This is a genomic window from Rhodococcus sp. IC4_135 (assembly GCF_011602025.1).
GTDB classification, from domain to species: Bacteria; Actinomycetota; Actinomycetes; order Mycobacteriales; family Mycobacteriaceae; genus Rhodococcus_F; species Rhodococcus_F baikonurensis.
In genome coordinates, this window is record NZ_JAAOLG010000001.1 from 755,342 (window position 1) to 777,541 (window position 22,200).

Annotated in this window: 22 protein-coding genes; 7 read left to right on the top strand and 15 right to left on the bottom strand. The window is 62.8% G+C overall.

Going from position 1 to position 22,200, the window contains the following annotated elements; all coding sequences use genetic code 11:
• Positions 1–11: 11 nt before the first annotated feature.
• Positions 12–1,043 (bottom strand): L-glyceraldehyde 3-phosphate reductase, encoded by a 1,032-nt coding sequence (mgrA, locus tag G8767_RS03700; RefSeq protein ID WP_166809357.1) that lies wholly within the window; start codon positions 1,041–1,043, stop codon positions 12–14.
• Between the two features lie 325 nt (positions 1,044–1,368).
• On the opposite strand from mgrA, the gene G8767_RS03705 reads away from it, so the two are divergent.
• The gene (locus tag G8767_RS03705) at positions 1,369–3,645 is read left to right on the top strand and encodes a bifunctional SulP family inorganic anion transporter/carbonic anhydrase (protein ID WP_166809358.1); all 2,277 of its coding nucleotides are present in this window, start codon (positions 1,369–1,371) and stop codon (positions 3,643–3,645) included.
• Between the two features lie 5 nt (positions 3,646–3,650).
• On the opposite strand, the gene G8767_RS03710 is transcribed toward G8767_RS03705, so the two are convergent.
• Genes G8767_RS03710 through G8767_RS03720 form a run of 3 tightly spaced genes read right to left on the bottom strand, consistent with a single transcriptional unit; the run spans position 3,651 to position 6,311 of the window.
• Positions 3,651–4,994 carry a HAMP domain-containing sensor histidine kinase gene (locus G8767_RS03710; protein WP_166809359.1) on the bottom strand — a complete coding sequence of 448 codons (1,344 nt, stop codon included), beginning with the start codon at positions 4,992–4,994 and terminating at the stop codon, positions 3,651–3,653.
• Positions 4,991–5,695, bottom strand: coding sequence for a response regulator transcription factor (locus G8767_RS03715; RefSeq protein ID WP_095971255.1), 705 nt, complete (start codon positions 5,693–5,695; stop codon positions 4,991–4,993). The genes G8767_RS03710 and G8767_RS03715 overlap by 4 nt, the downstream gene beginning before the upstream one ends.
• Positions 5,696–5,735: 40 nt before the next feature.
• On the bottom strand, positions 5,736–6,311 hold the full coding sequence (locus tag G8767_RS03720; RefSeq protein ID WP_166809360.1) for a TetR/AcrR family transcriptional regulator: 576 nt from the start codon (positions 6,309–6,311) through the stop codon (positions 5,736–5,738).
• Between the two features lie 89 nt (positions 6,312–6,400).
• Between G8767_RS03720 and G8767_RS03725 the strand changes: the two genes are divergently transcribed.
• Positions 6,401–7,390 (top strand): hypothetical protein, encoded by a 990-nt coding sequence (locus G8767_RS03725; RefSeq protein WP_095971254.1) that lies wholly within the window; start codon positions 6,401–6,403, stop codon positions 7,388–7,390.
• On the opposite strand, the gene G8767_RS03730 is transcribed toward G8767_RS03725, so the two are convergent.
• Positions 7,387–7,764 carry a DUF952 domain-containing protein gene (locus tag G8767_RS03730; protein WP_166809361.1) on the bottom strand — a complete coding sequence of 126 codons (378 nt, stop codon included), beginning with the start codon at positions 7,762–7,764 and terminating at the stop codon, positions 7,387–7,389. The two genes, G8767_RS03725 and G8767_RS03730, sit on opposite strands and share 4 nt — an antisense overlap.
• 75 nt (positions 7,765–7,839) lie before the next feature.
• On the opposite strand from G8767_RS03730, the gene G8767_RS03735 reads away from it, so the two are divergent.
• Both G8767_RS03735 and G8767_RS03740 read left to right on the top strand, forming a co-directional pair.
• Complete coding sequence (locus G8767_RS03735) at positions 7,840–8,427, top strand: TetR/AcrR family transcriptional regulator (protein WP_095971252.1); 588 nt, start codon at positions 7,840–7,842, stop codon at positions 8,425–8,427.
• Between the two features lie 10 nt (positions 8,428–8,437).
• Positions 8,438–9,784 (top strand): deoxyribodipyrimidine photo-lyase, encoded by a 1,347-nt coding sequence (locus tag G8767_RS03740; RefSeq protein WP_166809362.1) that lies wholly within the window; start codon positions 8,438–8,440, stop codon positions 9,782–9,784.
• Positions 9,785–9,788: 4 nt separating this feature from the next.
• Here G8767_RS03740 and G8767_RS03745 read toward each other — a convergent pair whose 3' ends face one another.
• The 3 genes from G8767_RS03745 to G8767_RS03755 form a co-directional block, all read right to left on the bottom strand.
• Positions 9,789–10,157: a VOC family protein gene (locus G8767_RS03745; RefSeq protein WP_166809363.1), complete on the bottom strand. Its 369-nt coding sequence runs from the start codon at positions 10,155–10,157 to the stop codon at positions 9,789–9,791.
• 156 nt (positions 10,158–10,313) lie between these two features.
• Entirely contained in the window at positions 10,314–10,760 is a 447-nt protein-coding gene (locus G8767_RS03750) for a hypothetical protein (protein WP_166809364.1), read from the bottom strand.
• A gap of 133 nt (positions 10,761–10,893) precedes the next feature.
• Entirely contained in the window at positions 10,894–12,132 is a 1,239-nt protein-coding gene (locus G8767_RS03755) for an MFS transporter (protein WP_166809365.1), read from the bottom strand.
• Positions 12,133–12,246: 114 nt separating this feature from the next.
• On the opposite strand from G8767_RS03755, the gene G8767_RS03760 reads away from it, so the two are divergent.
• Positions 12,247–12,837 (top strand): TetR/AcrR family transcriptional regulator, encoded by a 591-nt coding sequence (locus tag G8767_RS03760; RefSeq protein WP_095971248.1) that lies wholly within the window; start codon positions 12,247–12,249, stop codon positions 12,835–12,837.
• On the opposite strand, the gene G8767_RS03765 is transcribed toward G8767_RS03760, so the two are convergent.
• Both G8767_RS03765 and G8767_RS03770 read right to left on the bottom strand, forming a co-directional pair.
• Positions 12,795–13,415 carry a GNAT family N-acetyltransferase gene (locus G8767_RS03765; protein WP_166809366.1) on the bottom strand — a complete coding sequence of 207 codons (621 nt, stop codon included), beginning with the start codon at positions 13,413–13,415 and terminating at the stop codon, positions 12,795–12,797. The two genes, G8767_RS03760 and G8767_RS03765, sit on opposite strands and share 43 nt — an antisense overlap.
• A 46-nt stretch (positions 13,416–13,461) precedes the next feature.
• Positions 13,462–14,055, bottom strand: a complete 594-nt coding sequence (locus tag G8767_RS03770; RefSeq protein WP_166809367.1) for a TetR/AcrR family transcriptional regulator — start codon at positions 14,053–14,055, stop codon at positions 13,462–13,464.
• Between the two features lie 87 nt (positions 14,056–14,142).
• Here G8767_RS03770 and G8767_RS03775 point away from each other — a divergent pair, with 87 nt between their 5' ends.
• On the top strand, positions 14,143–14,529 hold the full coding sequence (locus tag G8767_RS03775) for a DUF1304 domain-containing protein (protein WP_166809368.1): 387 nt from the start codon (positions 14,143–14,145) through the stop codon (positions 14,527–14,529).
• 9 nt (positions 14,530–14,538) lie between these two features.
• On the opposite strand, the gene G8767_RS03780 is transcribed toward G8767_RS03775, so the two are convergent.
• The 3 genes from G8767_RS03780 to G8767_RS03790 form a co-directional block, all read right to left on the bottom strand.
• Positions 14,539–15,048 carry a hypothetical protein gene (locus tag G8767_RS03780; RefSeq protein ID WP_234036847.1) on the bottom strand — a complete coding sequence of 170 codons (510 nt, stop codon included), beginning with the start codon at positions 15,046–15,048 and terminating at the stop codon, positions 14,539–14,541.
• Between the two features lie 301 nt (positions 15,049–15,349).
• Positions 15,350–16,195: a mycofactocin-coupled SDR family oxidoreductase gene (locus G8767_RS03785; protein ID WP_166809369.1), complete on the bottom strand. Its 846-nt coding sequence runs from the start codon at positions 16,193–16,195 to the stop codon at positions 15,350–15,352.
• A 92-nt stretch (positions 16,196–16,287) separates the two neighbouring features.
• Positions 16,288–18,204, bottom strand: a complete 1,917-nt coding sequence (locus tag G8767_RS03790; RefSeq protein WP_166809370.1) for a propionyl-CoA synthetase — start codon at positions 18,202–18,204, stop codon at positions 16,288–16,290.
• 182 nt (positions 18,205–18,386) lie between these two features.
• Here G8767_RS03790 and G8767_RS03795 point away from each other — a divergent pair, with 182 nt between their 5' ends.
• Positions 18,387–19,658, top strand: coding sequence for an MFS transporter (locus G8767_RS03795; RefSeq protein ID WP_166809371.1), 1,272 nt, complete (start codon positions 18,387–18,389; stop codon positions 19,656–19,658).
• 5 nt (positions 19,659–19,663) lie between these two features.
• On the opposite strand, the gene G8767_RS03800 is transcribed toward G8767_RS03795, so the two are convergent.
• Both G8767_RS03800 and G8767_RS03805 read right to left on the bottom strand, forming a co-directional pair.
• Entirely contained in the window at positions 19,664–20,704 is a 1,041-nt protein-coding gene (locus tag G8767_RS03800; RefSeq protein WP_166809372.1) for a hypothetical protein, read from the bottom strand.
• Positions 20,701–22,188: a carboxyl transferase domain-containing protein gene (locus G8767_RS03805; protein ID WP_166809373.1), complete on the bottom strand. Its 1,488-nt coding sequence runs from the start codon at positions 22,186–22,188 to the stop codon at positions 20,701–20,703. Before G8767_RS03805 ends, G8767_RS03800 begins: the two co-directional genes overlap by 4 nt.
• Positions 22,189–22,200: the final 12 nt, after the last annotated feature.

Genomic DNA, 22,200 nt, shown 5'->3' on the forward strand with positions numbered 1-22,200 from the left:
GAAGTTCTCACTCAGATCGAACTGGCCTCTGCCCACAGATTGATGCCGCTGTCCTTGGCGTGCTGATCGATGGAGGCCAGTTCGTCTGTACTGAATTCGAGATTGTCGAGCGCGCCGACATTGGCTTCGAGTTGCGCGACACTGGACGCACCGATCAGTACCGAGGTGACCCGCGAATCGCGAAGTGCCCAGCTCAGTGCCAGCTGGGCCAGCGACTGGCCGCGAGCTGACGCTATGTCGTCGAGCGCGCGAATGTGGGTGAGGGCGTCGTCGGTCAGCCACGACGGATCCAGTGACTTACCTTGAGCTGCACGGGAATCCTCGGGGACACCATTCAGATAGCGATCGGTGAGCATGCCTTGAGCGAGTGGTGAGAACGCGATCACGCCCACTCCGAGATCGTCGACAGCCGATAGCAGGTCCTGCTCGATCCAGCGATTCAGCATCGAATAGCTCGGCTGGTGGATCAAGAGCGGAACCCCCGCAGCGGTGAGCAGTGCGGCGATTTCGCGGGTGCGCTCCGGCGAGTACGAACTGATACCCGCGTACAGGGCCTTGCCCTGCTGGACAGCGCTGATCAGGGCGCCTGCGGTCTCGTCGATCGGAGTTTCGGCGTCAGGGCGATGGCTGTAGAAGATGTCGACGTAGTCGACGCCGAGTCGGCCGAGCGACTGATCGAGGGACGACAACAAGTACTTGCGGGAACCGCCGAATCCGTAGGGGCCGGGCCACATGTCCCAACCGGCTTTGGACGAGATGACCAATTCCTCGCGGTACGAAGAGAAATCCTCACGCAGGATCCTGCCGAAGTTCGTCTCGGCGCTTCCGTACGGGGGCCCGTAGTTGTTGGCCAGATCGAAGTGGGTGATTCCGAGATCGAATGCCCGCCGAAGAACTGCGCGCTGGTTCTCGATCGGTACGTCGTCGCCGAAGTTGTGCCAGAGGCCCAGCGAGATGGCCGGGAGTTTGAGACCGCTCCGACCGGTTCGGCGGTACGGCATGGCTTCGTAACGGTCCTGCGCGGCGACGTACTGATCGGACATGGTGCCTGCCTTCACATCGTTGTGTTTGCGGTTGAGCGTTCACTCCCGACCATTATCGCCGATGGCGCTCGGGTGTGCTGGTCGCTGGGAGGTGTCTCAGTCAAAATGCTTGCGGTTTAAAGCAATTCGATCGATCTTTTGGACCGATGTTCAGGTTCGAGTCACAGTGCCGGGCGGCGGTGACGTCGACCACGTCCGGGCTCGCATCTAAGGGAACGGTAAGGAATCGCGGTTACCATGGTCACAGTCGATCGGCGATACCGATCGCCGATTCGCTTCGAACATGTTGCCCAGCAGCCGGATCCGGGGTCCGGCGAGGAGATCTATGTCGACGCAGTCCGTAGTGCACGCACAATCATCCGCAGACGAGAGCGTCGTGGGGGATTCGTCTCCGCCGGGTGGTGGAAGCCGGCGGTATCTCGAGCAACTGATCAGATACGACGTGCCGGCGTCGTTGGTCGTCTTCCTGGTGGCACTTCCCCTGTCCTTGGGAATTGCGATCGCCTCCGGGGCGCCGATCATGGCAGGTCTGATCGCCGCGATCGTCGGCGGAGTGGTGGCCGGAGCTGTGGGAGGTTCTCCGCTGCAAGTCAGTGGTCCCGCAGCCGGACTGACCGTGGTGGTCGCCGAACTGATCGGCAAGTTCGGGTGGAAGGTCACCTGTTTGATCACCGTCGGCGCCGGTCTTCTGCAGATCGTGTTCGGGCTCAGTCGAATTGCCCGTGCAGCACTGGCTATTGCGCCGGTGGTCGTGCATGCGATGCTCGCCGGAATCGGCATCACCATTGCGCTGCAACAGGTTCACGTGTTGTTGGGTGGAAGCTCGGCCAGCTCGGCGCTGGACAATCTACGGCAGTTGCCCGCTCAGATCGGTGCCTTGCACGTCGAGGACTTGATGATCGGACTCGTCGTCATCGCCACTCTTCTCGGGTGGCGCTATCTCCCCGCGGGCGTCCGAAAAGTTCCGGCCGCGTTGGTCGGCATCGTATTGGCAACTCTCGCTTCGCTCGTGCTGCCGATCGACGTCGAGCGTATTGCACTCGACGGGTCCCTGCTGGACTCGATCGGACTGCCTGCGCTGCCGGACGGACAGTGGCTCGGCGTCGCAACCGGCATCCTGACCATCGCACTGATCGCCAGTGTGGAGAGTCTGCTCTCGGCTGTGGCCGTGGACAAGATGCATTCGGGCCCGCGTTCGAACTTCGACCGCGAGATGCTCGGCCAAGGTACTGCGAACATGGTGTCAGGGGCGATCGGAGGTCTGCCCGTCACGGGTGTGATCGTACGCAGCGCCACCAACGTCGAAGCCGGTGCGAAGTCACGAGCGTCGTCGATCATGCACGGCCTGTGGATCCTGCTGTTCTCGGCTGCGCTGGCCGGGTTGGTGCAGCAGATTCCGAAGTCTGCGCTGGCCGGACTGTTGATCGTCATCGGTATTCAACTGGTCAAGCTGGCGCACATTCGGTTGGCGCGACGGACCGGTGATCTATGGGTGTACGGCATCACGGTTGTCGGCGTCGTGTTCTTGAATCTGCTCGAGGGTGTGCTGATCGGATTGGCGCTGGCCATCGCCCTCCTGGTGTGGCGAGTCATCCGTGCAACCGTCACCGCAGAAGAATTGGGTGACAACGATTCCGGGAAGTGGCGCGTCCTGGTCGAGGGCTCGTGCACCTTCCTGGTGCTGCCCAAGCTCACGTCGGTGCTCGCCGGAATCCCACCACGGTCCGACGTCACAGTGGAGTTGTCCGTCGACTTCCTCGACCATGCCGTCTTCGACGTCATCGAAGAGTGGGCGAGGCAGTACGAGTTGGCAGGTGGTTCGGTGATCATCGACGAAGTCGGCTCGGTGAGTATGGAGAGCGCGACCACCGGTCCGCCGAAGCGCGGCGCCGCAGTCACCGACCTGCGCGGATTGCTCGCTCCGTGGGGTAGTTGGCAACCACAGGCTTCGGGAAGGAATCTGAGCAGCCCGCCAGCCTTGCGGCCCATTCTCGACGGGGTGTCCAACTATCATCGCCATCGCGCCGAAGCGATACGGCCGCACATGGATCAGTTGCGCGACGGCCAGAATCCGGACTCCCTTTTCCTTACCTGCGCAGATTCGCGAGTGGTGCCGAACATCATCACGAGCAGTGGCCCTGGCGACCTGTTCACCGTGCGCAACGTCGGAAACCTGGTTCCTGCCGGCGGGCGCGATACGTCGGTGGAAGCGGCACTGGCCTTCGGGATCGACGAGTTGGGTGTCAGTTCGGTGATCGTGTGCGGACATTCGGGCTGCGGCGCGATGCAGGCACTCCTGACGAACAGTTCGTCGGAATCGGGAGTTGTCGGTGAATGGCTGAGGCATGCGGAGACGAGCTTGCAGGCATATACGAGTGGCCATCCGGTGGCGCGTGCTGCGGCCGAGGCGGGTTTCTCGGAGGTCGATCAGCTCGGAATGGTCAACGTTGCAGTCCAATTGCAGACTCTCGAACGCCATCCTCTGGTCGGTCAGGCCCGTGTGGATGGTCGCCTGCGTATCGCCGGACTGTTCTTCGACATCGGCTCGGCTCGGGTCATCGAAGTGACAGCGTCAGGGATCGGCGAGTTGATCGAGACCTGATGGGGCTATTCGGGTCCGGGCTGATCCCTGAGTTCGACCAGCAGGCGAGCCCCGCCGAGCGGACTGTCGTGAAATGTCGTACGTCCGCCGTGCAGGGCCGCTTGCTGCGCCACCAGTGCCAGGCCCAAACCGGAACCCGTCTTGCCTGCCGTCGATCCGCGAGTGAAGCGCTCGAAGACGCTCGAGCGTTCCTCGGCCGGTATTCCGCAACCGTTGTCGTCGATGGTGATCGTGACGGTGTCCGGTGAATCGACCGGCCGCGCGAGAGTGATGCGCACCGTGCTCGCGCCGCCGTGGCGGACTGCGTTGGTGATCGCGTTGTCGAGGATCAACCGGATTCCGCCAGGAAGTGCCCGGATGCAATAGGGGAGTGGGGAATCCACCGTGACGACGCTGACGTCGAGCCCAGGATGATGTCGGCGTGCGTCGTCGGCAGCGATGTCGCAGACCTCGGTCAGGTCCGTGTCCTTGAAATCCTCGGCCGTCGAGAGTTCACCCTTTGCAAGGCGCTCGAGGTCTCGCAGAGTTGATTCGACACGGCCCTGTGCGCGGGCGAGATCGGTGAGGATCTCACGTCGCTGCTCGTGGTCGAGGTCGTGAATGGACAACACTTCGATGTCGGTTCGCATCGCCGTCAACGGAGTTCGGAGTTCGTGAGCCGAAGCGGAAGCAAAGTCCCGAGCGGCAGCAAGGGCCGAGTTGGTCGCGGCCTGTGCCCGGGCGACGTCGCTGAGCATCGACTCTGCTGCTGCGGCAAGCTCGTCCGCTTCACGGATGCCGGAAACCTCGGTGGCGAGATCGGGATCTCGCCGGGCGATCCGACGGGTCAATTCCACGAGAGGGCGCACAGCCGGGCCACCGAACAACCATCCCAACGCAGCTGCGGCCGCCACGGCCCCGACGCCGAAGAACGCAACCTGACGCTGTTGATCGACCGTGATGTCCCGCGCTTCGGCATAGGGAACCGCCAGCGAGACAAGGGCGTTGATCCCGTCGGCCTCGGCGGTATATGCCCTGTACTTCGTACCGTCCACGTCGACGGTCGCCGAGCCGACCGGCAGTTCGGGCAGTCGCGTCGGGGTACTGGATTTGACGGTTCCGTCGGTGTCGGAGCGGATGGTCACGGAAAATGCGCCGCCGTCTCCGAACGCGCCGAGAAAAGGTCCCGCTGTTGCTGCATTGGCCACGATGACCGTCGATGCCGTCTCGAGTCGACGGTCCAACTGAGCCAAATTGTTTCGTGCGATGGCCAGTGCAACGACCACACCGAGTGCGATGACGATGAACGTCGCCCCCAGTGCCGCGGCCGCGGCAACGCGAGTTCGTAGTGAGAAGCGGCGACGCTTCACGGGTTCTCCCGAAGCACGAACCCGACGCCGCGAACGGTGTGCAGAAGACGAGGTGAACCGCCGGATTCGAACTTTCGACGCAGATAGCCGATGAAGACGTCCACGACGTTCGTGTCGGCGACGAAGTCGTAGCCCCAGACCAGTTCGAGGAGACGTTCGCGAGTGAGCACGATGCCGGAATTGTGTGCGAGCACTTCGAGTAGCTCGAATTCGCGCTTGGTGAGCGGTACTTCCTTGCCGTCGACACGAACTCGGCGGCCGGAAAGATCGATGTCGAGGTTTCCGACGCGCAGGGTGTTCGTACCTTCCGCGTGATCGCCGGCCGGAGTGTTGCTGCGCCGGAGCATCGCGCGGATCCGGGCAACCAGTTCGGCGAGGACGAACGGTTTGACCATGTAGTCGTCTGCACCGGATTCGAGCCCGGCGATGCGATCGTCGACCGAGTTGCGTGCGCTGAGCACGCAGATCGGGATTTCGTTGCCGGCGGCACGAAGCGCCGTCACCACTCCGGTGCCGTCGAGAACCGGCATGTTGATGTCGAGGACCACCGCGTCCGGTCGCTTGTCGGAGATCACTCGGAGCGCGTCGGCTCCGTCCACCGCCGTCAGTACGGTGAATCCCGAGAGCCGCAATCCGCGTTCGAGTGAGGTCAGGACGTCTGCGTCGTCGTCGACTACGAGGATTTTCGGTATCTCGGTCACAGCCCCATTGTGCCTTGCCTGGTACGTCGGGTTTCGCCGATCAGACCGGCAAGTCGGTACCGTCCGGACGCAGACCGGCCATGAACACCGCGACCAACCGCGGGACCAGGTTCGGCATGGCCTCGTCCGACAATTCGATTTGCGGGCGCGTCAGTTTGGCCAGAGCCATGACAAATTCGAGGGGTTGCAGATCGGGGCGGACCAGCCCGGCGCTCTGAGCGGCGCCGATCGTCGCGGTCATCTTCGCTTTCGTCACCTCGCGCACGGCCAGAACTTCAGGCGCCAACTCGGTGAAACTACGTTCCACCAGCGCGGGAATGAGTGCGCCCAGGCGCAGTTCCACGAGTCGGTCCACCAGCGTGTGCCACGCACTCGTCGGATCGGTGGGCATCGCCGTGAGTGCGACGTCGGCAGCCTCGCGGACATCGGTCAGTGTTGCGACGGCGACGGCGGTCACGAGGTCCTCGCGGGTCGGAAAGTTCCGATAGAGCGTGGCGATGCCCACTTTCGCGAGTTCTGCGACCGCGTCGAGGGGCGCGTCGTGCCCACGCTCGGTGAACACCGCGCGTGCGGCGTCGACTATTGCGTTCCTGCGTTCACGTGCATCGGCTCGCACATTCACCTCCGGTATTGACAGTTCATCATAACCGGAGGAATATCTTCCACAAATAGTGGAGGAAAACCTTCCACTTAGGGAGGTGGGTTATGAACGTCGAAGCGCAGGACCGGAAGAAGTTGGTGGCTGTGGTGTTGGGCTTGTCCGCTGTGATCGGGTTGATGCTGCTCGCCTTCGTGTTGCCCTCGATCAACAGTGGCCCGCACGAACTGAAGTTGGGCATCGCCGGTCCGGTTCAGGCCACTACCCAGATCAGTGCCTCGCTCGAGGCGAGTAAACCGGGCGCCTTCGATACTCGAGACTTCGCCGACGCGGATGCCCTACGTGATGCGATTCGGAATCGCGACGTGGTCGGCGGAATCGCCGTTGATGCCACCGGCCCTCACGTGTTGATCGCGACCGCCGGCGGAACCCCGATCGCTCAAACCTTGACCGGTGTGGCCAGTGGGCTCGCGGAGAGTTCAGGGGCGAAGGTGCCCGTCGAAGACGTTGTGCCGCTGACGGCCGACGACCCGACCGGTGCGGGACTCACGGCATTGGCATTGCCTCTGGTGTTCGGTGGAATCATGCCTGCTGTTGTTCTCGTGCAACTGTTTCCGCGCAGCATCGTCAAGCGAGTGCTCGGTGCAGGCGGCGTCGCGGTTGTCGCGGGTTTTGCACTGACTGCCATTCTGCAGTTCGGCACCAACAGTCTCGACGGAAACTACCTGCTCACCGCGCTCGCGCTCACCCTGGGCATGTCGGCCATCTCACTTCCCATTCTGGGGCTCGAATCCCTGCTCGGGATGAAGGGATTCGCGTTGGGAGCGGTCACGATGATGTTCATCGGAAACCCGCTCTCGGGGATGGCGACAACTGCGGCGTGGTTGCCTGCAGGTTGGGGTGCGTTGGGGCAGTTGCTCCCACCTGGCGCCGCAGGGGCATCCGTCCGTTCGACGGCGTTCTTCGACGGCCATGGCGCCGCCACGCCACTTCTGGTGTTGGCGTGCTGGATTGCGGTCGGGATCGCGCTGTGTGTCGCCGCCGGCCGGAAGAAGGCGTCGACTCCCGTGGTCGAACCCGAGGCTGCGCTGGTCTAGCCGGCGTGGTTTGCGTACGGGGTCAGGTCGGGAATCGGCCAGGCCCCGTCAACGCGTTCCACGGCCAGTTCGGCGACCACTGTGTCCTCGTCCATCGGTAGTGGTCGGAGGATTCGGGGCTTTCCTGCCTCCCATTCGACGTCGATACCTGCGGCGGTCAGAGCGTCCTCGTCGATGACGGCGACGATCAGCGGCAAGGTGAGGTCGCCGAACACCAGATCGAGCACCGAAGGGAGTGCGTCGGGCTTGGTTGCGCGAATGAATCCCGCCTCGTCGTAACTGATTCCGCGCGTCGAGACCTCGTACTCACCGAAACGCTTGCACGCTTCCCAGTCGTCGGCGATGGCGACGTGGACGAGCCGTTGTCCGGTCATGCAGTGCTCCTGTAGTGTTCGAAATAATGAAACGTCAACGTAGCATTAATTTGTCGGAACGGTAACAGGGACTTGATGGAGCAACCGCGCAGACGTGGGAGAACCAGCGACGCCGAGCGGGCTGATCGACGCAACGAGATTCTCGACGTCGCGGTCGACTCGTTTCGGGAAGTCGGGTTCGCGCGAACGACCATCGACGCCATTGCCACGGCGGCAGGCGTCGCCAAGCGCACCGTGTACAGCTATTTCGGCGACAAATCCGCGGTCTTCGCTGCTGCTGTTGCGCGTCAGCACGCGTATGTCGAGAACGCCGGTGGCGACCAGTCGGACCTGCTCGCCGCTGCAGCGGACATCGTGATCGCCCTGCACAGCGACAACTCGATTGCGCTGCACCGCATGATGATCGGCGAGGCCCTGCAGTTCCCTGAACTGGCCGCCGCGTTCTACGAATCCGGCCCGGCGAAGTCGATTGCCTTTCTGGAGAAGATATTGCTCGATCGGCACGGCCGGAAGGCTGCGCTGTGCGCGGATCAGTTGTACACATTGCTGCTCGGGGAGGAGCACCGACGGCGACTGCTCGGGCTCGCCTGCGCACCGACACCCGAAAGAGCTGCGCAACTTGCGGCTCGTGCGGTGGGGTGCGTTCTGGGATCTGATCGGTAGGCTCGACTGGGTGAGCAACTCTGTGGTCTGGTTTCGACGCGATCTGAGGGTAGGTGACCTTCCCACGCTGAGTGCAGCGTCGGATGGCGGCGGACAGACGTTGGGTTTGTTCGTTCTCGACGACAAACTGCTCGGACCGGCAGGCTCACCGCGCCAGGATCAACTGTTCGTGAACTTGACGGCGCTCGATCACCAACTCGACGGAAACCTGATGGTTGTTCGAGGTGATCCGGCAGACGTGGTGCCCCGCGTGGCGAAATCCGTTGGCGCCGAAGAGGTTCACATCAGTGCTGATTACGGGCCTTACGGCCGACGGCGAGACGCGGCGGTGGCCGAGAAGGTGGAGTTGATCGCCACGGGATCTCCGTATGCCGTAGCGCCCGGGCGTGTCACCAAGGCCGACGGTGATCCGTACAAGGTATTCACGCCGTACTTCCGTCAGTGGATGGAACACGGATGGCGAGGCCCCGCGTCGACCGACGCGCAGACCGTCCGTTGGTTCGATCCGAGCGACAAGGACGGTGGCCCGCGCCGGGTGAGTATCCCCGCGCCATCCGCAACCGTGTGCGATTTCGTCGGTGAGGCCGGTGCCCTCGAGCAGTGGAAAGAATACTGCGAGAACGATCTTGACCGGTACGACGACGAACGAAATCGACCCGACCTCGACACCACGAGCCGGATGTCGATTCCGCTCAAGTACGGCACGATCCATCCGCGAACGATGTTGGCAGATCTCTCCCAGCGGCTCGGCGACGGTGCGCAGGCTTACCGTCGCCAACTGGCTTGGCGAGACTTCTACGCAGACATCCTGTTTCAACGACCGGACAGCGCCCGGAAAAACTACGACGACAAGTTCGACCGCATACGTCACGATGGCGGAGCCGACGCAGACTCCGCTTTCAAAGCCTGGTGTGAGGGCAGGACCGGCTTCCCGATTGTCGATGCCGGCATGCGGCAACTCGCGGCCGAGAACTGGATGCACAATCGGGTGCGAATGATCGTCGCGTCTTTCCTGGTGAAGGACCTGCACATTCCGTGGTGGCGCGGCGCACGGTTCTTCATGTCGCAACTGGTGGACGGTGACTTGGCCTCCAATCAGCACGGATGGCAGTGGACTGCCGGGTCTGGCACGGACGCTTCGCCGTTCTTCCGCGTCTTCAACCCGATCACGCAGGGGGAGAAGTTCGATCCCGACGGCACATACGTCCGCCGGTGGGTTCCCGAACTCCGCGATGTTCCCGGGAAAGCGGTCCACTCGCTGAAGGCGATGCGCCCGGTCGACTACCCGGATCCGATCGTCGACCATGCGCAAGAGCGTGAGGAAGCCCTCCGTAGATACGGCGAGATCAAGGGTTGAGAGCTCAGTGATCTGCGGGCGCTACGCGGAGGCGGTTCCCGTCCAGATCTGAAATGACGAATGTCAGACCGAAGACATCTTCGTTCGGCTCCTCGACGACCTCGACGCCCTTGGCTACCCACTCGTCGTGGATCGCGCGTATTTCGCTGCTCCCGCCGTCGACCAATATGCCGACTTCGAAATTGCGCGGTGTCGTGGGATCGAGGTCGCGTGACTTGCCGCTCCACAGTGCAAGGACCACACCGCCGCCGAGGTCGAATGTCATGTACCGAGGGCTGAGGACCTCGGGCTTCGCGTCGAACAATTCGCCGTAGAACGCTGCTGCGGAGGCGGCATCGCTGACGTAGATCAGAAACTGGTTGGGTAGTCGCACTGTGGTTTTCCCTCTCCCGTTGATGTTCGGACCACCTGCAACGGGGCGTGTGCCTGCTCGTGCGGGGCTGTGTTCAACAATCCCCTCGCGCCGGACGAATGTCCAAGAACGAATGCGTCTGAGAGGCAGACGGATTTCTTATGACGACTGCTGCAGTCACACCGCACCGAGGTGGTACCCGACGCTCAGGTTCGGGTAGAAGCCGTCGATGTAGCTCGAGATGAAGTAGCGATCAGGGTCGGTGGTGCGAGTTCCGTCGGTGTCGAACTGCGGATAGTCGTTGGCCATGAAGACGGCTTGTCCGCCGCCGGGAGTGGAATAGACGACGTCGACCGTCAGGCCTCGCGGATCCTCGTTGTACGCGGTGACGATCTCGGTCTCGTGGGGTGCGAGCGACTGGCGTGGGCTCTGCATCCACTGTCCGTAGGGATTGTCGGCACCTTCGAGACGAATCGTCTGTTCGGTGTCGTTGCTGATCGTCATCGTGATGGTGTTGCCCGTTGTGGGAAGAGTTCCGGCACTGGCGATTCCGCTCAATCCCAAAGTGAGGGCGCCGGCGGCCAGAGCTGTGATTGCGGCAACTACGTAGCGGGGGTTCGTCATCGTCGGTGTCCTTGTCCGGGTGGGCGTTCGGTTGTCTGTCTCGAAGACAACCATGTCGGAGCAGATCGATGCCGTCTGTCCACTCTCCGGACCCTGTGCAGGACGAACGGTGTGTCCACCGATCGGGGGACACCTACTCCGGCACGGAGGTAGTCGTACCCTTCCGCTCGCCGGTGACCAGCAATCCGATCAGCGCGGCGGCCGCGAGCACCATGACGAGTGCGCCGTAGCCACGCGTCGTATCCACCAGTCCGACCTTGCCGACCAGGTAGCCGGCCAGCAGTGCCGGAAGGCTGTTGGCCAAGTATGCGATGACGTAAACGGTGGACAACAATCCTGCGCGTTCGTGGTTGGCGGCCAGTGGCATGACGGTGAGGATGGTTCCCTGGAATCCCGCTCCGAAGCCGATACCGGCAATTGCCGTGCCGGCCAGAATGAAGACTGCAGAGGATATTTCAGCCCCGACGAGTGTGACGGCCACCCCGAGTACCAAGGCTGTGGTTCCGATCAGCATCACGGTTCGGCCACCGAGTTTACGGAAGGTGAGCACTGCTGCGGCGCCGAATCCCGTCAGTGTCGCGACCATGACGGCGCCGATGAGCGAGCTGTGAACCTCAAGTGCGTTGCGCGCCAATGCAGGTCCGAGTGAGAGGTAGAACCCGCCCAGTGCCCACACCGCGATCAGGCACGGCGCGGTCAGGGCAATCATCGTGCGCGCCTGACGAGGAACGGCCAGTGTGGGGCGCAGGGACTGCCAGGCTCCGGGCCGACCACCCGACGTCTCGGGAGCTGCCCATACTCCGAAGATCTCGAGAATGACAAGCACTAGAAGGACCAGGTAGACAGTGCTGGTGGGTCGGGGCAGGTGCTCGCTGATGAGACTCGAACCCACGGCTCCGACGGCAAGCCCCACCGTCGGGGCAACGCTGTTGATGATCGATCCGCGGCCCGGAGTGCGTTCGAGGTCGATCAACGCAGAACCCAAAGCACTGATTGCAGCGCCGGTGGCAACACCCTGCACGACGCGGGCGATCAGCAGAACGGTCAAACCGTCGGCCGAGGCGAACAGGGCGAGCGAGACCGCCTCCAAGGCGAGCGCTCCGAGCAGGACCGGGCGCCTGCCGATGTGATCGGACAAGGATCCGGCGGTCAAGAGCGTGGCGAGTAATGCGAGAGCGTAGATGCCGAACACGAGCGTCGACGCGAGCGAGGAGAATCCCCACAACTGTTGATAGTGCTCGTACAGCGGCGTCGGGGTCGCGGAGGCGCCCAGGAACGTGGCGATGATGACGGCGATGAGAGTGAAAGCGACGCCTCGCCCCAAGCGTGGGCGCGAAGTGCTCTCGGTCGGTGGTGAAACGGTCGTTGTCATTGTCGTAGGCGCTTCCCGTGCGGGTGGTGAAGACTTCAAACGCAAATACTTTGCGTTTGGGACGCTACGCCTGGCCGTAGCCTAATGCAACATCTTTGCGTTAGTATTGGTTTCATGAGTCCGTCCGCAGGTCCGCGCCCCGGTGGCCGCAGTGCGCGCATCCAACAGGCAGTGCATGCGTCGGCGCGCAAGTTGTTGGAACAGCGTGATCGAGCAGAGATCACGGTGCCGATGATCGCGACCGATGCGGGCGTGACCCCGTCGACCATCTATCGGCGGTGGGGGGACATCAACGAAGTTTTTGCCGACGTCTCGATCGAGAGATTGCGCCCGGACGCGGACCCGCGTGAAACGGGTTCGCTCCGAGGGGATCTGACGGTTTGGGCGCAAGAGTATCTCGAGGAGATGTCTGCACCTGTCGGTCGCGCGTCGCTGCGAGATGTGTTGATGAGCGACGATCAGACGCATGCACCGGACGGTACGAAGAAGTTCAAGTGTGCCTTCTTCTGTCGGACGCAGATCGACGTGATCCTCGCGCGTTGGCCGGAAGCGGCCGGCGTGGATGGTGATTCGGTAGTGGACCACGTGGTGGCGCCGATCGTCTACCGAATTCTGTTCGACCTCGAACCGGTCGCGCCGCAGCGCGTTGCGGAATTGGTGGATCAGACACTTGCTCTCGCGGCGCGGGTCGTTGCCGAAGGTTGATCGCTGCGTAGGCGGGCGTGGACGTGCATGTCGTGCCAGCCGTCGGCATGCCTGGCGGAGCCTCGTCGAACACCTTCTTCGCTGAACCCTGCTTTGGTCGCGACCCGGCACGATCGTGGGTTGTGGATCGAGTGTTCGAGTTCCAGGCGATGAAACCCGGCATCGCGGAACGCCCACTCGGACAGTGCGGTTACAGCCTGGGTGCAGAGTCCGCGGCCGCGCGCCGCTGGAGTCATCCAATACGCGAGCTCAGCAGTGCCGTCCCATAAATTCACCCCCTTTGCCGCGATTCGGCCGAGGAGTTCATTCGTCTCGGGGGCGGCAATCGCCCAATGGCATTCGGATTCGCTTGCCCACCCGTCTCGCCACTGGGTGAGCCAATTCCGTGCTTCGTCGATCGAGTCGGCACGGCGGACGTGCCAACGCTGAATCGACGGATCCCGAAAGGCTTCCACGACAGCCGGGGCGTCGTCGTAGGTCCACGGCCGGAGAATCGCCGAAGTCCCGACGTGGATCGAGGGTTGGTCCATCCCTCCGAGACAGCCACTGGCGATCGCAGGCGTAGTCAACGTGGGCATGTGAAGCATCATTGCCTACCCGTTCGATTGTGGGTAACGACGCGAGCTACATGTTCCGGCTCTGCCACTCTGCGTTCAGTCGATGCGCAGATTCCAGGGTTGCGATCGCCTCGTCGGTGTCAACTCGCGCGAGGACCAGTGCGCTTACCGTGCAGGAGAGAAGGATTCGAGTGCGATCCTCCAGTGCGGCGTCCGTCTCGTTCGGAAAGGCGGCTTGTAGGCCACTGCGAATCGCAACGGCAAGTTCTTGCCGATACGCGCGAATCACGGCTGCCACCGCATCGTCGTGCGCGCCGAGTCCGGCAGCCGTATTGAGAAGTAGGCAACCGCGCCGAGGTGAGTCGGCGGTCATGGTGCCGATCGCGTGCGCAAGCGAGGAAAGGTAGTCGTCGACGGCGTCTGCCCCGGGATTTGTCGTGAGGCTGCGCAGACGTGGCCGGATGACACGTTCGAGGTACATCTGCACGGCGGCGTCGAACAATCCGCGCTTGTTGGTGAACGAGTTGTAGAGACTTGACCGACTCAGCCCCGTCGCGGATTCGAGGTCTCCGAGGGATGCGCCTTCGTACCCTCGTGCCCAGAACACGTCCAAGGCGGCAGCGACCACGGCTGTTGTGTCGAATTCTTGTGATCTGCCCATCAAAGCCTCGCTCTTTCTGTATCGTTCGGTCCAGTATATATTGGACTGAACGATACAGAATTTACTCGAAGCAACAGGAGCTCACCGATGAACGTCGCCGGCTACATCTTCGCGGGACTTGCCGCAGCAGTGCACGTATACATTTTCGTCCTCGAATCGATCCTCTGGACGGCCCCGAAGACCCGCGCCACGTTCGGCGTGAAGTCCGAGGAAGAGGCGATCATCACGCAGCCGCTCGCATTCAACCAGGGCTTTTACAACCTCTTCCTGGCGATCGTGTCGGTGATCGGCATCGTGATTGCGGCGACCGGTTCCGCGTCGGTCGGAATTGCCCTCGTACTGGCAGGCACAGGATCGATGGTTGCCGCGGGGTTGGTGCTGATTCTCTCGTCTCCCGACAAAGCCCGCGCAGCCGTCGTGCAGATGCTTTTCCCAGCTATTGCCGTAGTTCTGCTGGTAGTCCACCTGCTCTGAGCGGGGCCTCTATCCGCCGCCGAGCACCAGTGATTCGATCAGAGCAAAAGCTCCGTTGAGTGCTCCGCAATCGAAGGCCTCGGCCAGGGCGTAACCGATGACGAGTTCGTCTGTGCTCGGAGTGCTCGACCAGACTGCGTCGGTCTGTCTGGGATCGGATTCCTCGTTCTTGGAGAAGTGCCCGATCCGTACACCGTTGCGGGTGAAGGCACTGTTCGCGTCGTCGACTGGAGCGAAGTTCAAACTCACGCCGTCGACGAGTGCCGAGACGGAGTACGAGCGACGGGACAGAAACCCTTTGCCGACAGTGAGTTCGACTTCGTCACCACCGACAGTGAAGAACAAGTCTGCGGCGGCGCGCGTTCCGATGGGAGTGCCTTCGCGGCGCGGGGAATCGACTCGACGCGTCAACAGAGCATGTGAGTTGCCGTTTCGGACGTCGACGACCCCCGTGTCGACGTCGAACGAGATCTCGACTTTTCCGTGAATCGGGTCCGTTGCGGCGTATTTGACCGTCACTGTGCCTACCCCCTGTAAGTGTGAACTCGGGTCCATAATACGTGGTGGGAGCGTTGTCCAGTATGCCCGAATCCAAAAAAATAGTGCGGAATGACGCGCGTTTGCGGCGAAATGCTTCTACTCTGGGTCTTGGGTTTGTTGCGCATCCCACAACGGTTTTTCCCACGCCAGACGAGGAGCGCCTATGAGGTTGTCGACTACTTGTTCTGTTGCTACGAAGGCTTGATCAAGCCGGAATTGCCTCTGCCGGATGGTGCTCGAGACCCATCCGGCAGAGGCAATTCTGCATCAATTCGGGCCCTCAGCCGCCGGCGAATTTTTCCGACGTACCGAGATCGATCGGCAACGCGATGCCGGTGATCCCGCGCCCGGCCGGCCCTACGAGATAGAACACCGCATCCGCAATCACTTCGGGATCGACCCACGGGTGGGGCAGCAGATTCAGCTTCGACATGATCGGAGCGGTATCGGCGAGGACAGGATTCTCCAAGTCCGGACGGAACGCACGAACCATCGGTTCGTTGTCGATCATCGTCGTTCGCACATTGCCCGGGTGTACGGAGTTGACCCGAATGTCCGCCCAGCCGAGTTCGTTGGCCAGAGACTTCGCCAACCCTCGAACGGCGTGCTTCGACGCGGAATAGTGTGCGATACCCGGCACACCTCGAAGCCCGGCCATCGAGCTGATCAACACGATCGATCCACCTCGATTGCCGTTCATGATGTGCGGAATCGACACCTTGGTCGTCAACCACACGCCCGTGACGTTGATGTCCATCAGCTCGCGGAACTCTTCGGCGCTCAGGTCCCAGGACAACTTTGCCGACGCCGCGATGCCTGCGTTGGCGATCACGATGTCCAGTCGGCCGAGCTCCTCGACTCCGGCGTCGACAGCTGATTTCAGGGCAACGAGGTCGCGAGTGTCCGCTACGGACGCGACGATGCGCCGGCCCTGAGCTTCGACCAGGGCGACGGTCTGGGCGAGGTCGGCCTCGGTGGCCATGTCGTACCCCGCCGTGGCGACCGGCGCGCACAGGTCCACCGCGATGATGTCTGCGCCCTCGGATGCGAGTTTGACGGCGTGCGCACGACCTTGCCCACGCGCCGCTCCGGTGATGAATGCGACTTGACCGTCCAAATTGCCCATCGAACTTCCCCTGCCCGTGTGAATCGCCAGAACTGGAACGTGTTCATACTGCTACGTCCGGCGGCAGACAGGCAGGGGAATTCGCTGAATCCTTATCCGCGAAGGAGTTTGGACAACTCGTCCAGTACGCTCGCATCCTCGATGGTCGACGGGACCGTGTACTCCTCGTTGTCGGCGATCTGCCGCATGGTCTTGCGGAGGATCTTGCCGGAGCGCGTCTTCGGCAGGGCCGCGACGACGGTGACGTCCCGGAACGTGGCGACGGCACCGATCTGGTCTCGCACCCGCGCGACCAGTTCCTGTCGGAGTGTTTCGGGATCGATGTCGACGCCGGACTTGAGCACGACGTAGCCGCTCGGCCGTTGCCCCTTGAGTTCGTCGTGAATGCCGATGACGGCGCATTCGGCGACGGCCGGGTGGCCGGCGACGACAGCTTCCATGCTTCCGGTCGAAAGGCGGTGTCCGGCAACGTTGATCACGTCGTCGCTGCGTCCGAGGACGAAGACGTAGTTGTCCTCGTCGATGTATCCGGAGTCGCCGGTGAGGTAATAGCCTTCGAAAGTCGACAGGTAGGACTTCACGTACCGGTCCTCGTCACGCCACAGTCCGGCGAGTGTTCCGGGAGGAAGCGGCAGGCCGATCACGATGTTGCCCTCGGTGCCCGGACCCACGAGTTCGCCCTTGCCGTCGACGATTTCGACGCGGTATCCGGGGCAGGCGACGGTGGGTGAGCCTGCTTTGATCTCCATCGGTTCGAGGCCGCGCAGGTTGGCGCAGATGGCCCAACCGGTTTCGGTCTGCCACCAGTGATCGACCACCGGGCGATCGAGAATCCGAGTAGCCCACTCGTAGGTGTCGGGGTCCAAGCGCTCGCCGGCAGCGAACAGTGTGTCGAGCGACGAGATGTCGTACTTGGCAAGCTCTTTTGCGTCCGGGTCGGCCTTGCGGACCGCGCGGATCGCCGTCGGAGCGGTGAAGAGTGCCGACACGTTGTATTCGGAAATGATTCGCCAGAAGGCACCGGCGTCGGGGGTCCCGACGGGCTTGCCTTCGTACATGACTGTCGTGGCTCCGGCGAGCAATGGCCCGTAGACGATGTAGGAGTGCCCGACCACCCAGCCGACGTCGGAGGCGGTCCACCAGACCTGGCCGGGGCTGATGTCGTAAAGGTTCTTCATCGTCCACGTCAGGGCAACGGCATGGCCACCGTTGTCCCGGACGACGCCCTTGGGCTTACCGGTCGTTCCGGAGGTGTAGAGGATGTAGAGCGGATCCGTCGCGGCGACCGACACCGGGTCGGCCGCGGTGGCGTCGGCGATCAGCTCGTCCCAGTCGAACCAGGCTGCGGCACTTGACTTGTAGTCGGCAGCGGCACCGGGAATCTGCTCGCGATTCTTCACGATCACGGTGTGTGCGGGCGTGGCCGACAGTTGCAGAGCCTTTTCGACCATCGGCAGGTACTCGATGGTTCGTCCCGGCTCGAGGCCACCGGAGGCCGTCACGAGCACGACCGGGCCGGCGTCGTCGATACGGGTTGCGAGTTCCTTGGCCGCAAAGCCGCCGAACACCACAGAATGCACAGCGCCGATACGCGCACACGCGAGCATCGCGATCGCGGCTTCGGGGATCATCGGCATGTAGATGATGACGCGGTCACCTGCCACGACGCCCTGATCTTTCAAGACACCGGCGAAGAGCGAGACCTGCTCGAGGAGTTCGGCGTAGGTGTACGTGGCCTTGGTGGGGACCATCGCCGATTCGAAGATCAACGCAGTCTGATCGCCGCGGCCGTCGCGCACATGCCGATCGAGTGCATTGAAACTGGTGTTCAGCGAAGCATCCGGGAACCAGCGATAGATCGGTGCGGCCGAATCGTCGAGAGCCCTCGTTGGGGCGACATCCCAGTCGACGGCACGCGCAGCGTCGAGCCAGAACTTCTCCGGCTGATCCATGCTCTCGCGGTATGCGTCGGCATACGTGGTGTGGGACGCCTGCTCGGAAGAGCTCATCGACGTGTGTCCTCTCGTGAACTTCGCTTACCGGTGACCTGAAACACCTTAGGTCACCGTCAGTGTGGTGCGCCTCAGTAGCGGTGCGGGTACCGTCCCTTTGCGCCGGGCGGGCCTGTCCCGTCGGTCAGTGGTGTGTGCGGGTGGGGTGGGATGGGCCAGGGATTGGAATGGGGTTCGACGTGACAGGTGCAGCGCAACGCGCAGGCTTCTGGGGAGTCCTCGCTCAGCGTGACTTCCGACTTCTGTGGACCGGCGACGCAGTCAGCGGAATCGGTAACGGTGTGACGACCGTCGTGCTGCCGTTGATCGCGCTTCGCGAGTTGGAAGCGAGTAACTTCCAGATCGGTGTGCTGGCCTCGGCGGTCTGGTTGCCGTGGTTGATCGTCGGACTACCTGCCGGTGCCTGGATCGACCGGCTGCACCGCCGTCCGATCATGATGATCGCGAACGCTGCGTGCGCGGTGCTCTTCGCGAGCGTCACGATTGCGGGCCTCATGGGGGCGGTGACGTATAGCCACCTGCTTCTGGTTGCGCTGCTCACCGGTACCGCCACCGTTTTCTTCCAGGCGGCCTACCACGCGTATCTCCCCACGGTGCTCGCCGAAGCGGATCTTGTCGAAGGGAACTCGAAGATTCAGGGCGCCGAGGCCGCAACCCGGGTGATCGGCCCCAGTTTCGGCGGACTGTTGGTAGCGACGGTCGGGCTCGCTGCCGGTCTGCTGGTCGATGCGTTCACCTTCGTCTTCTGTTTCGTGTGCATCTGCCTGATTCGTGCGCAGGAAACGGTTGATCGCGGACTCGGCGCCCGAGAGCCGTTGCGGCGCCAGATAGCGCTCGGACTGCGATTCGTCGCAGTCGATCCGTATCTGCGGCCCATCGTCGTCTACGGGACTCTTCTCAATTTCGGTCTGGCCGGGTACACCACGATCCAGATCGTGTTCCTGGAGAAGACGGTTGGTGTGGGGGAGTTCGGGCTAGGGCTTCTGTTGGCGATTGCGGGGGTGGGCGGAATTGTCGGGTCGATGATCGCGCGCCCGCTCGGGCGCCGATTCGGCACTGCCCGAAGTGTTCTCATCTGTCAGTTGGTCACGGGACCGTTCGTCCTGTTGGCGCCCCTGACGACGTACGGCGCCGGCCTGCTCTGGTTCTGTGCCGGAGGAATTGTGATGATTGCCGGCGTCGTGTCCTGCAATGTAGTGCTCGGCAGCTTCCGTCAGAGTTACTGTCCGCCGGACCGTCTCGGTCGAGTAGTGGCGACGAGTATGTTCCTGTTGCACAGCACTATTCCGCTGGGTGCGCTGCTGGCGGGCTTCCTCGGTGACCTCGTGGGGCTGCGCGGGACAATGTGGATCATGGCCGGACTGATTGCGCCGTGCGGGTTGGTCTTGCTCTTGAGCCCGCTCCGCGGTGTCCGCGATCTACCGAGTCGGCCTGCGATCTCGCTGCGGTAGAGAAATCACTGCGGTAGAGCTGCTGCTGCCTCTTCGCTTCGAATCGCGATGCGAAGAGTCGCGAGCATGAACAGTGACACTGCGAATCCGAACAGCGCGCCGAACTGGTCCTGCGTGAACAGATACACCTGGGTCACCAGAAGGCTCACGATGAGAGATGCGCGCAGGAGTCTCAGGGCTCGCAGGTAGGGACCGCGGAAGAGGAACCACACTCCCAGAACCACAAGAATTCCGGTTGCGACGGTGGAGATCTGGACTACGAGGTCGGAGACGTCGTCGGCCTCGACGACGTTCTCGGAAACCAACGCGTAGATCACCTGGACTATCGCCAGAACAGCCTGCAGTACGAACAGGGTGAGTACCAGTCGGCGGACGACACGGTGTCGGAGCAGTTCCTCGGCGCGGTGGAAGAAGGCATTGCGACCACGAGTGATTTTCGATTCGATACCGCCGACCGGCGGAGTCTGTGAATGCAGGCCGGCCTTGATCGAATCGACGAGGTCGGTGAGGCTGCGGTCTTCGACGCCGTCGAGTACGCGGAGGGCGTGGTTGTACTGGATCTCGTCGAGCTGACCGAGAGCGAGGTCGGAGAGCGCCCGCGCGCCGATGGCGAGCCGATGACGATCATTCATTCCGCGCCGAATCACCACCTCGCGCGCGGCGAGATAGAAGAGAACGAAGACGACGTACATGATCGCGATGGCAGGCTGGTAGAAGTAATCGACGTCGGCGGTGACGAATTTTCCGACCTCGTCGATGAAGAGACCGAACCCGATTCCGCCGACCAGCGTGGCGAGGTCACGCGTGCGAGAACCCTCGGTGATGGCGGTAGCGACGATGGCGACGGCCATCAGCAATCCGCCCCACAAAACGTGTGCGATGTGGAGGGCGCCGCCCCCGATCTGGGGATAGCCCGTTGCTGCCAGATAGGCGCGGGTGATCAGCACGGTCGCGACGCCGGCAAACAGGAACAATTCGAAACGAGCCAGTGCCGCGCGGTCGTAACTGTGCGGCAGAGTCAGCGCATTCCGGTCCTTCGTCGTCATTGCGGAACTCCCAGGTTTCGATATCGCGCGATACGGGAGGACTGGCGATCGGTGTCCGACTCTTCGGCAAGCACAAAGAGTTCGTGCGCTATCGCAGCCCCTACCCTCTTGGAGAATTCCACGGGTTCGTCCGCCGCGTCAGGCGTTTCGGGAATGATCACGTCGATCACGCCGTCTCGAAGCAGATCCAGCGAACGAATGCCCTGCGCGGCGGCCATCTCCGGTGCGTGACTGATGTCGCGATGGACGATCGCGCTGGCGCCTTCCGGCGGCAGGGGAGCGAGCCACCCGTTCTGTGCCGCGAGTACCCGATCGGCGGGCAGCAGCGCGAGAGCCCCGCCGCCTGTTCCCTGGCCGAGCAACACCGACACTGTCGGGGTCTTCAGCGTCACGAGGTCGGCGATGCAGCGGGCGATCTCAGGGGCCAGTCCACGTTCCTCGGCTTCCTTGGACAGCGACGCGCCCAAAGTGTCGATCACGAGGACAAGCGGGAGTTGTAGTTCTTCGGCAAGTTTCATGCCCCGTCTGGCTTCACGAAGCGCGGCCGGTCCCATCGTGGTGAGCGCGGATTGGCCACTGCGGTCCTGGCCGAGCAGGATGCACGGAAAGCCTCGGAAGCGGGCGAGTGAGAGCAAGATCGTCTTGTCGGTTTCGCCCTGCCCGGTGCCGCTGAGCGGTACCTGTTCGGTCGCGGCATGGCGGAGCAACTGCCGAATGCCTGGTCGATCGGCCCGGCGCGAGAGCATCACCGACTGCCAGGCGGGAACATCGGGAATCTCGGGTGAGGGAATCGGGTCCGCGGCCGCCGGAGCCGGGGGATCGGTGAGCACGCACAACGCTCGATTGACCAGCAGACGGAGGCGGTCGACGGGTACGACGCCGTCGATAACGCCGTTGCGATACAAGTTTTCGGACGTCTGGATTCCGTCGGGAAACTTTTCGCCGTAGAGCGATTCGTAGACACGGGGTCCGAGGAATCCCACCAGAGCACCGGGTTCCGCGACGGTGATGTGACCGAGGGATCCCCACGAGGCAAAGACCCCGCCGGTGGTGGGATTGCGCAGGTAAACCAGGTAGGGCAGGTGTGCCGCTTTGTGAACAGCCACTGCCGCAGCGATCTTCACCATCTGAACGAAGGCGACGGTGCCCTCCTGCATCCGCGTTCCGCCGGAGGTGGGCGAGGCGAGCAGCGGGAGTTGTTCTGCCGTAGCACGTTCGACGGCGGTCACGATCCGCTCGGCCGCGGCGACTCCGATGGAACCGGCGAGAAAGCTGAATTCACAGGCAATTACCGCGACCCGACGTCCCCGAACGGTACCGACACCGGTGACGACCGACTCGTCCACTCCGCTCTTCTCGCGGGCCTTCGCCAGGTCTTCCGCGTATTTCGGGCCGGGCCCGACGTCGACCGGCGGGGAGTCCCAGGAGACGAAGCTCTCGGGATCGAGTACCGCAGTGAGTAGTTCTTCGGCCGAGATTCGCACAACGTCCTCCAA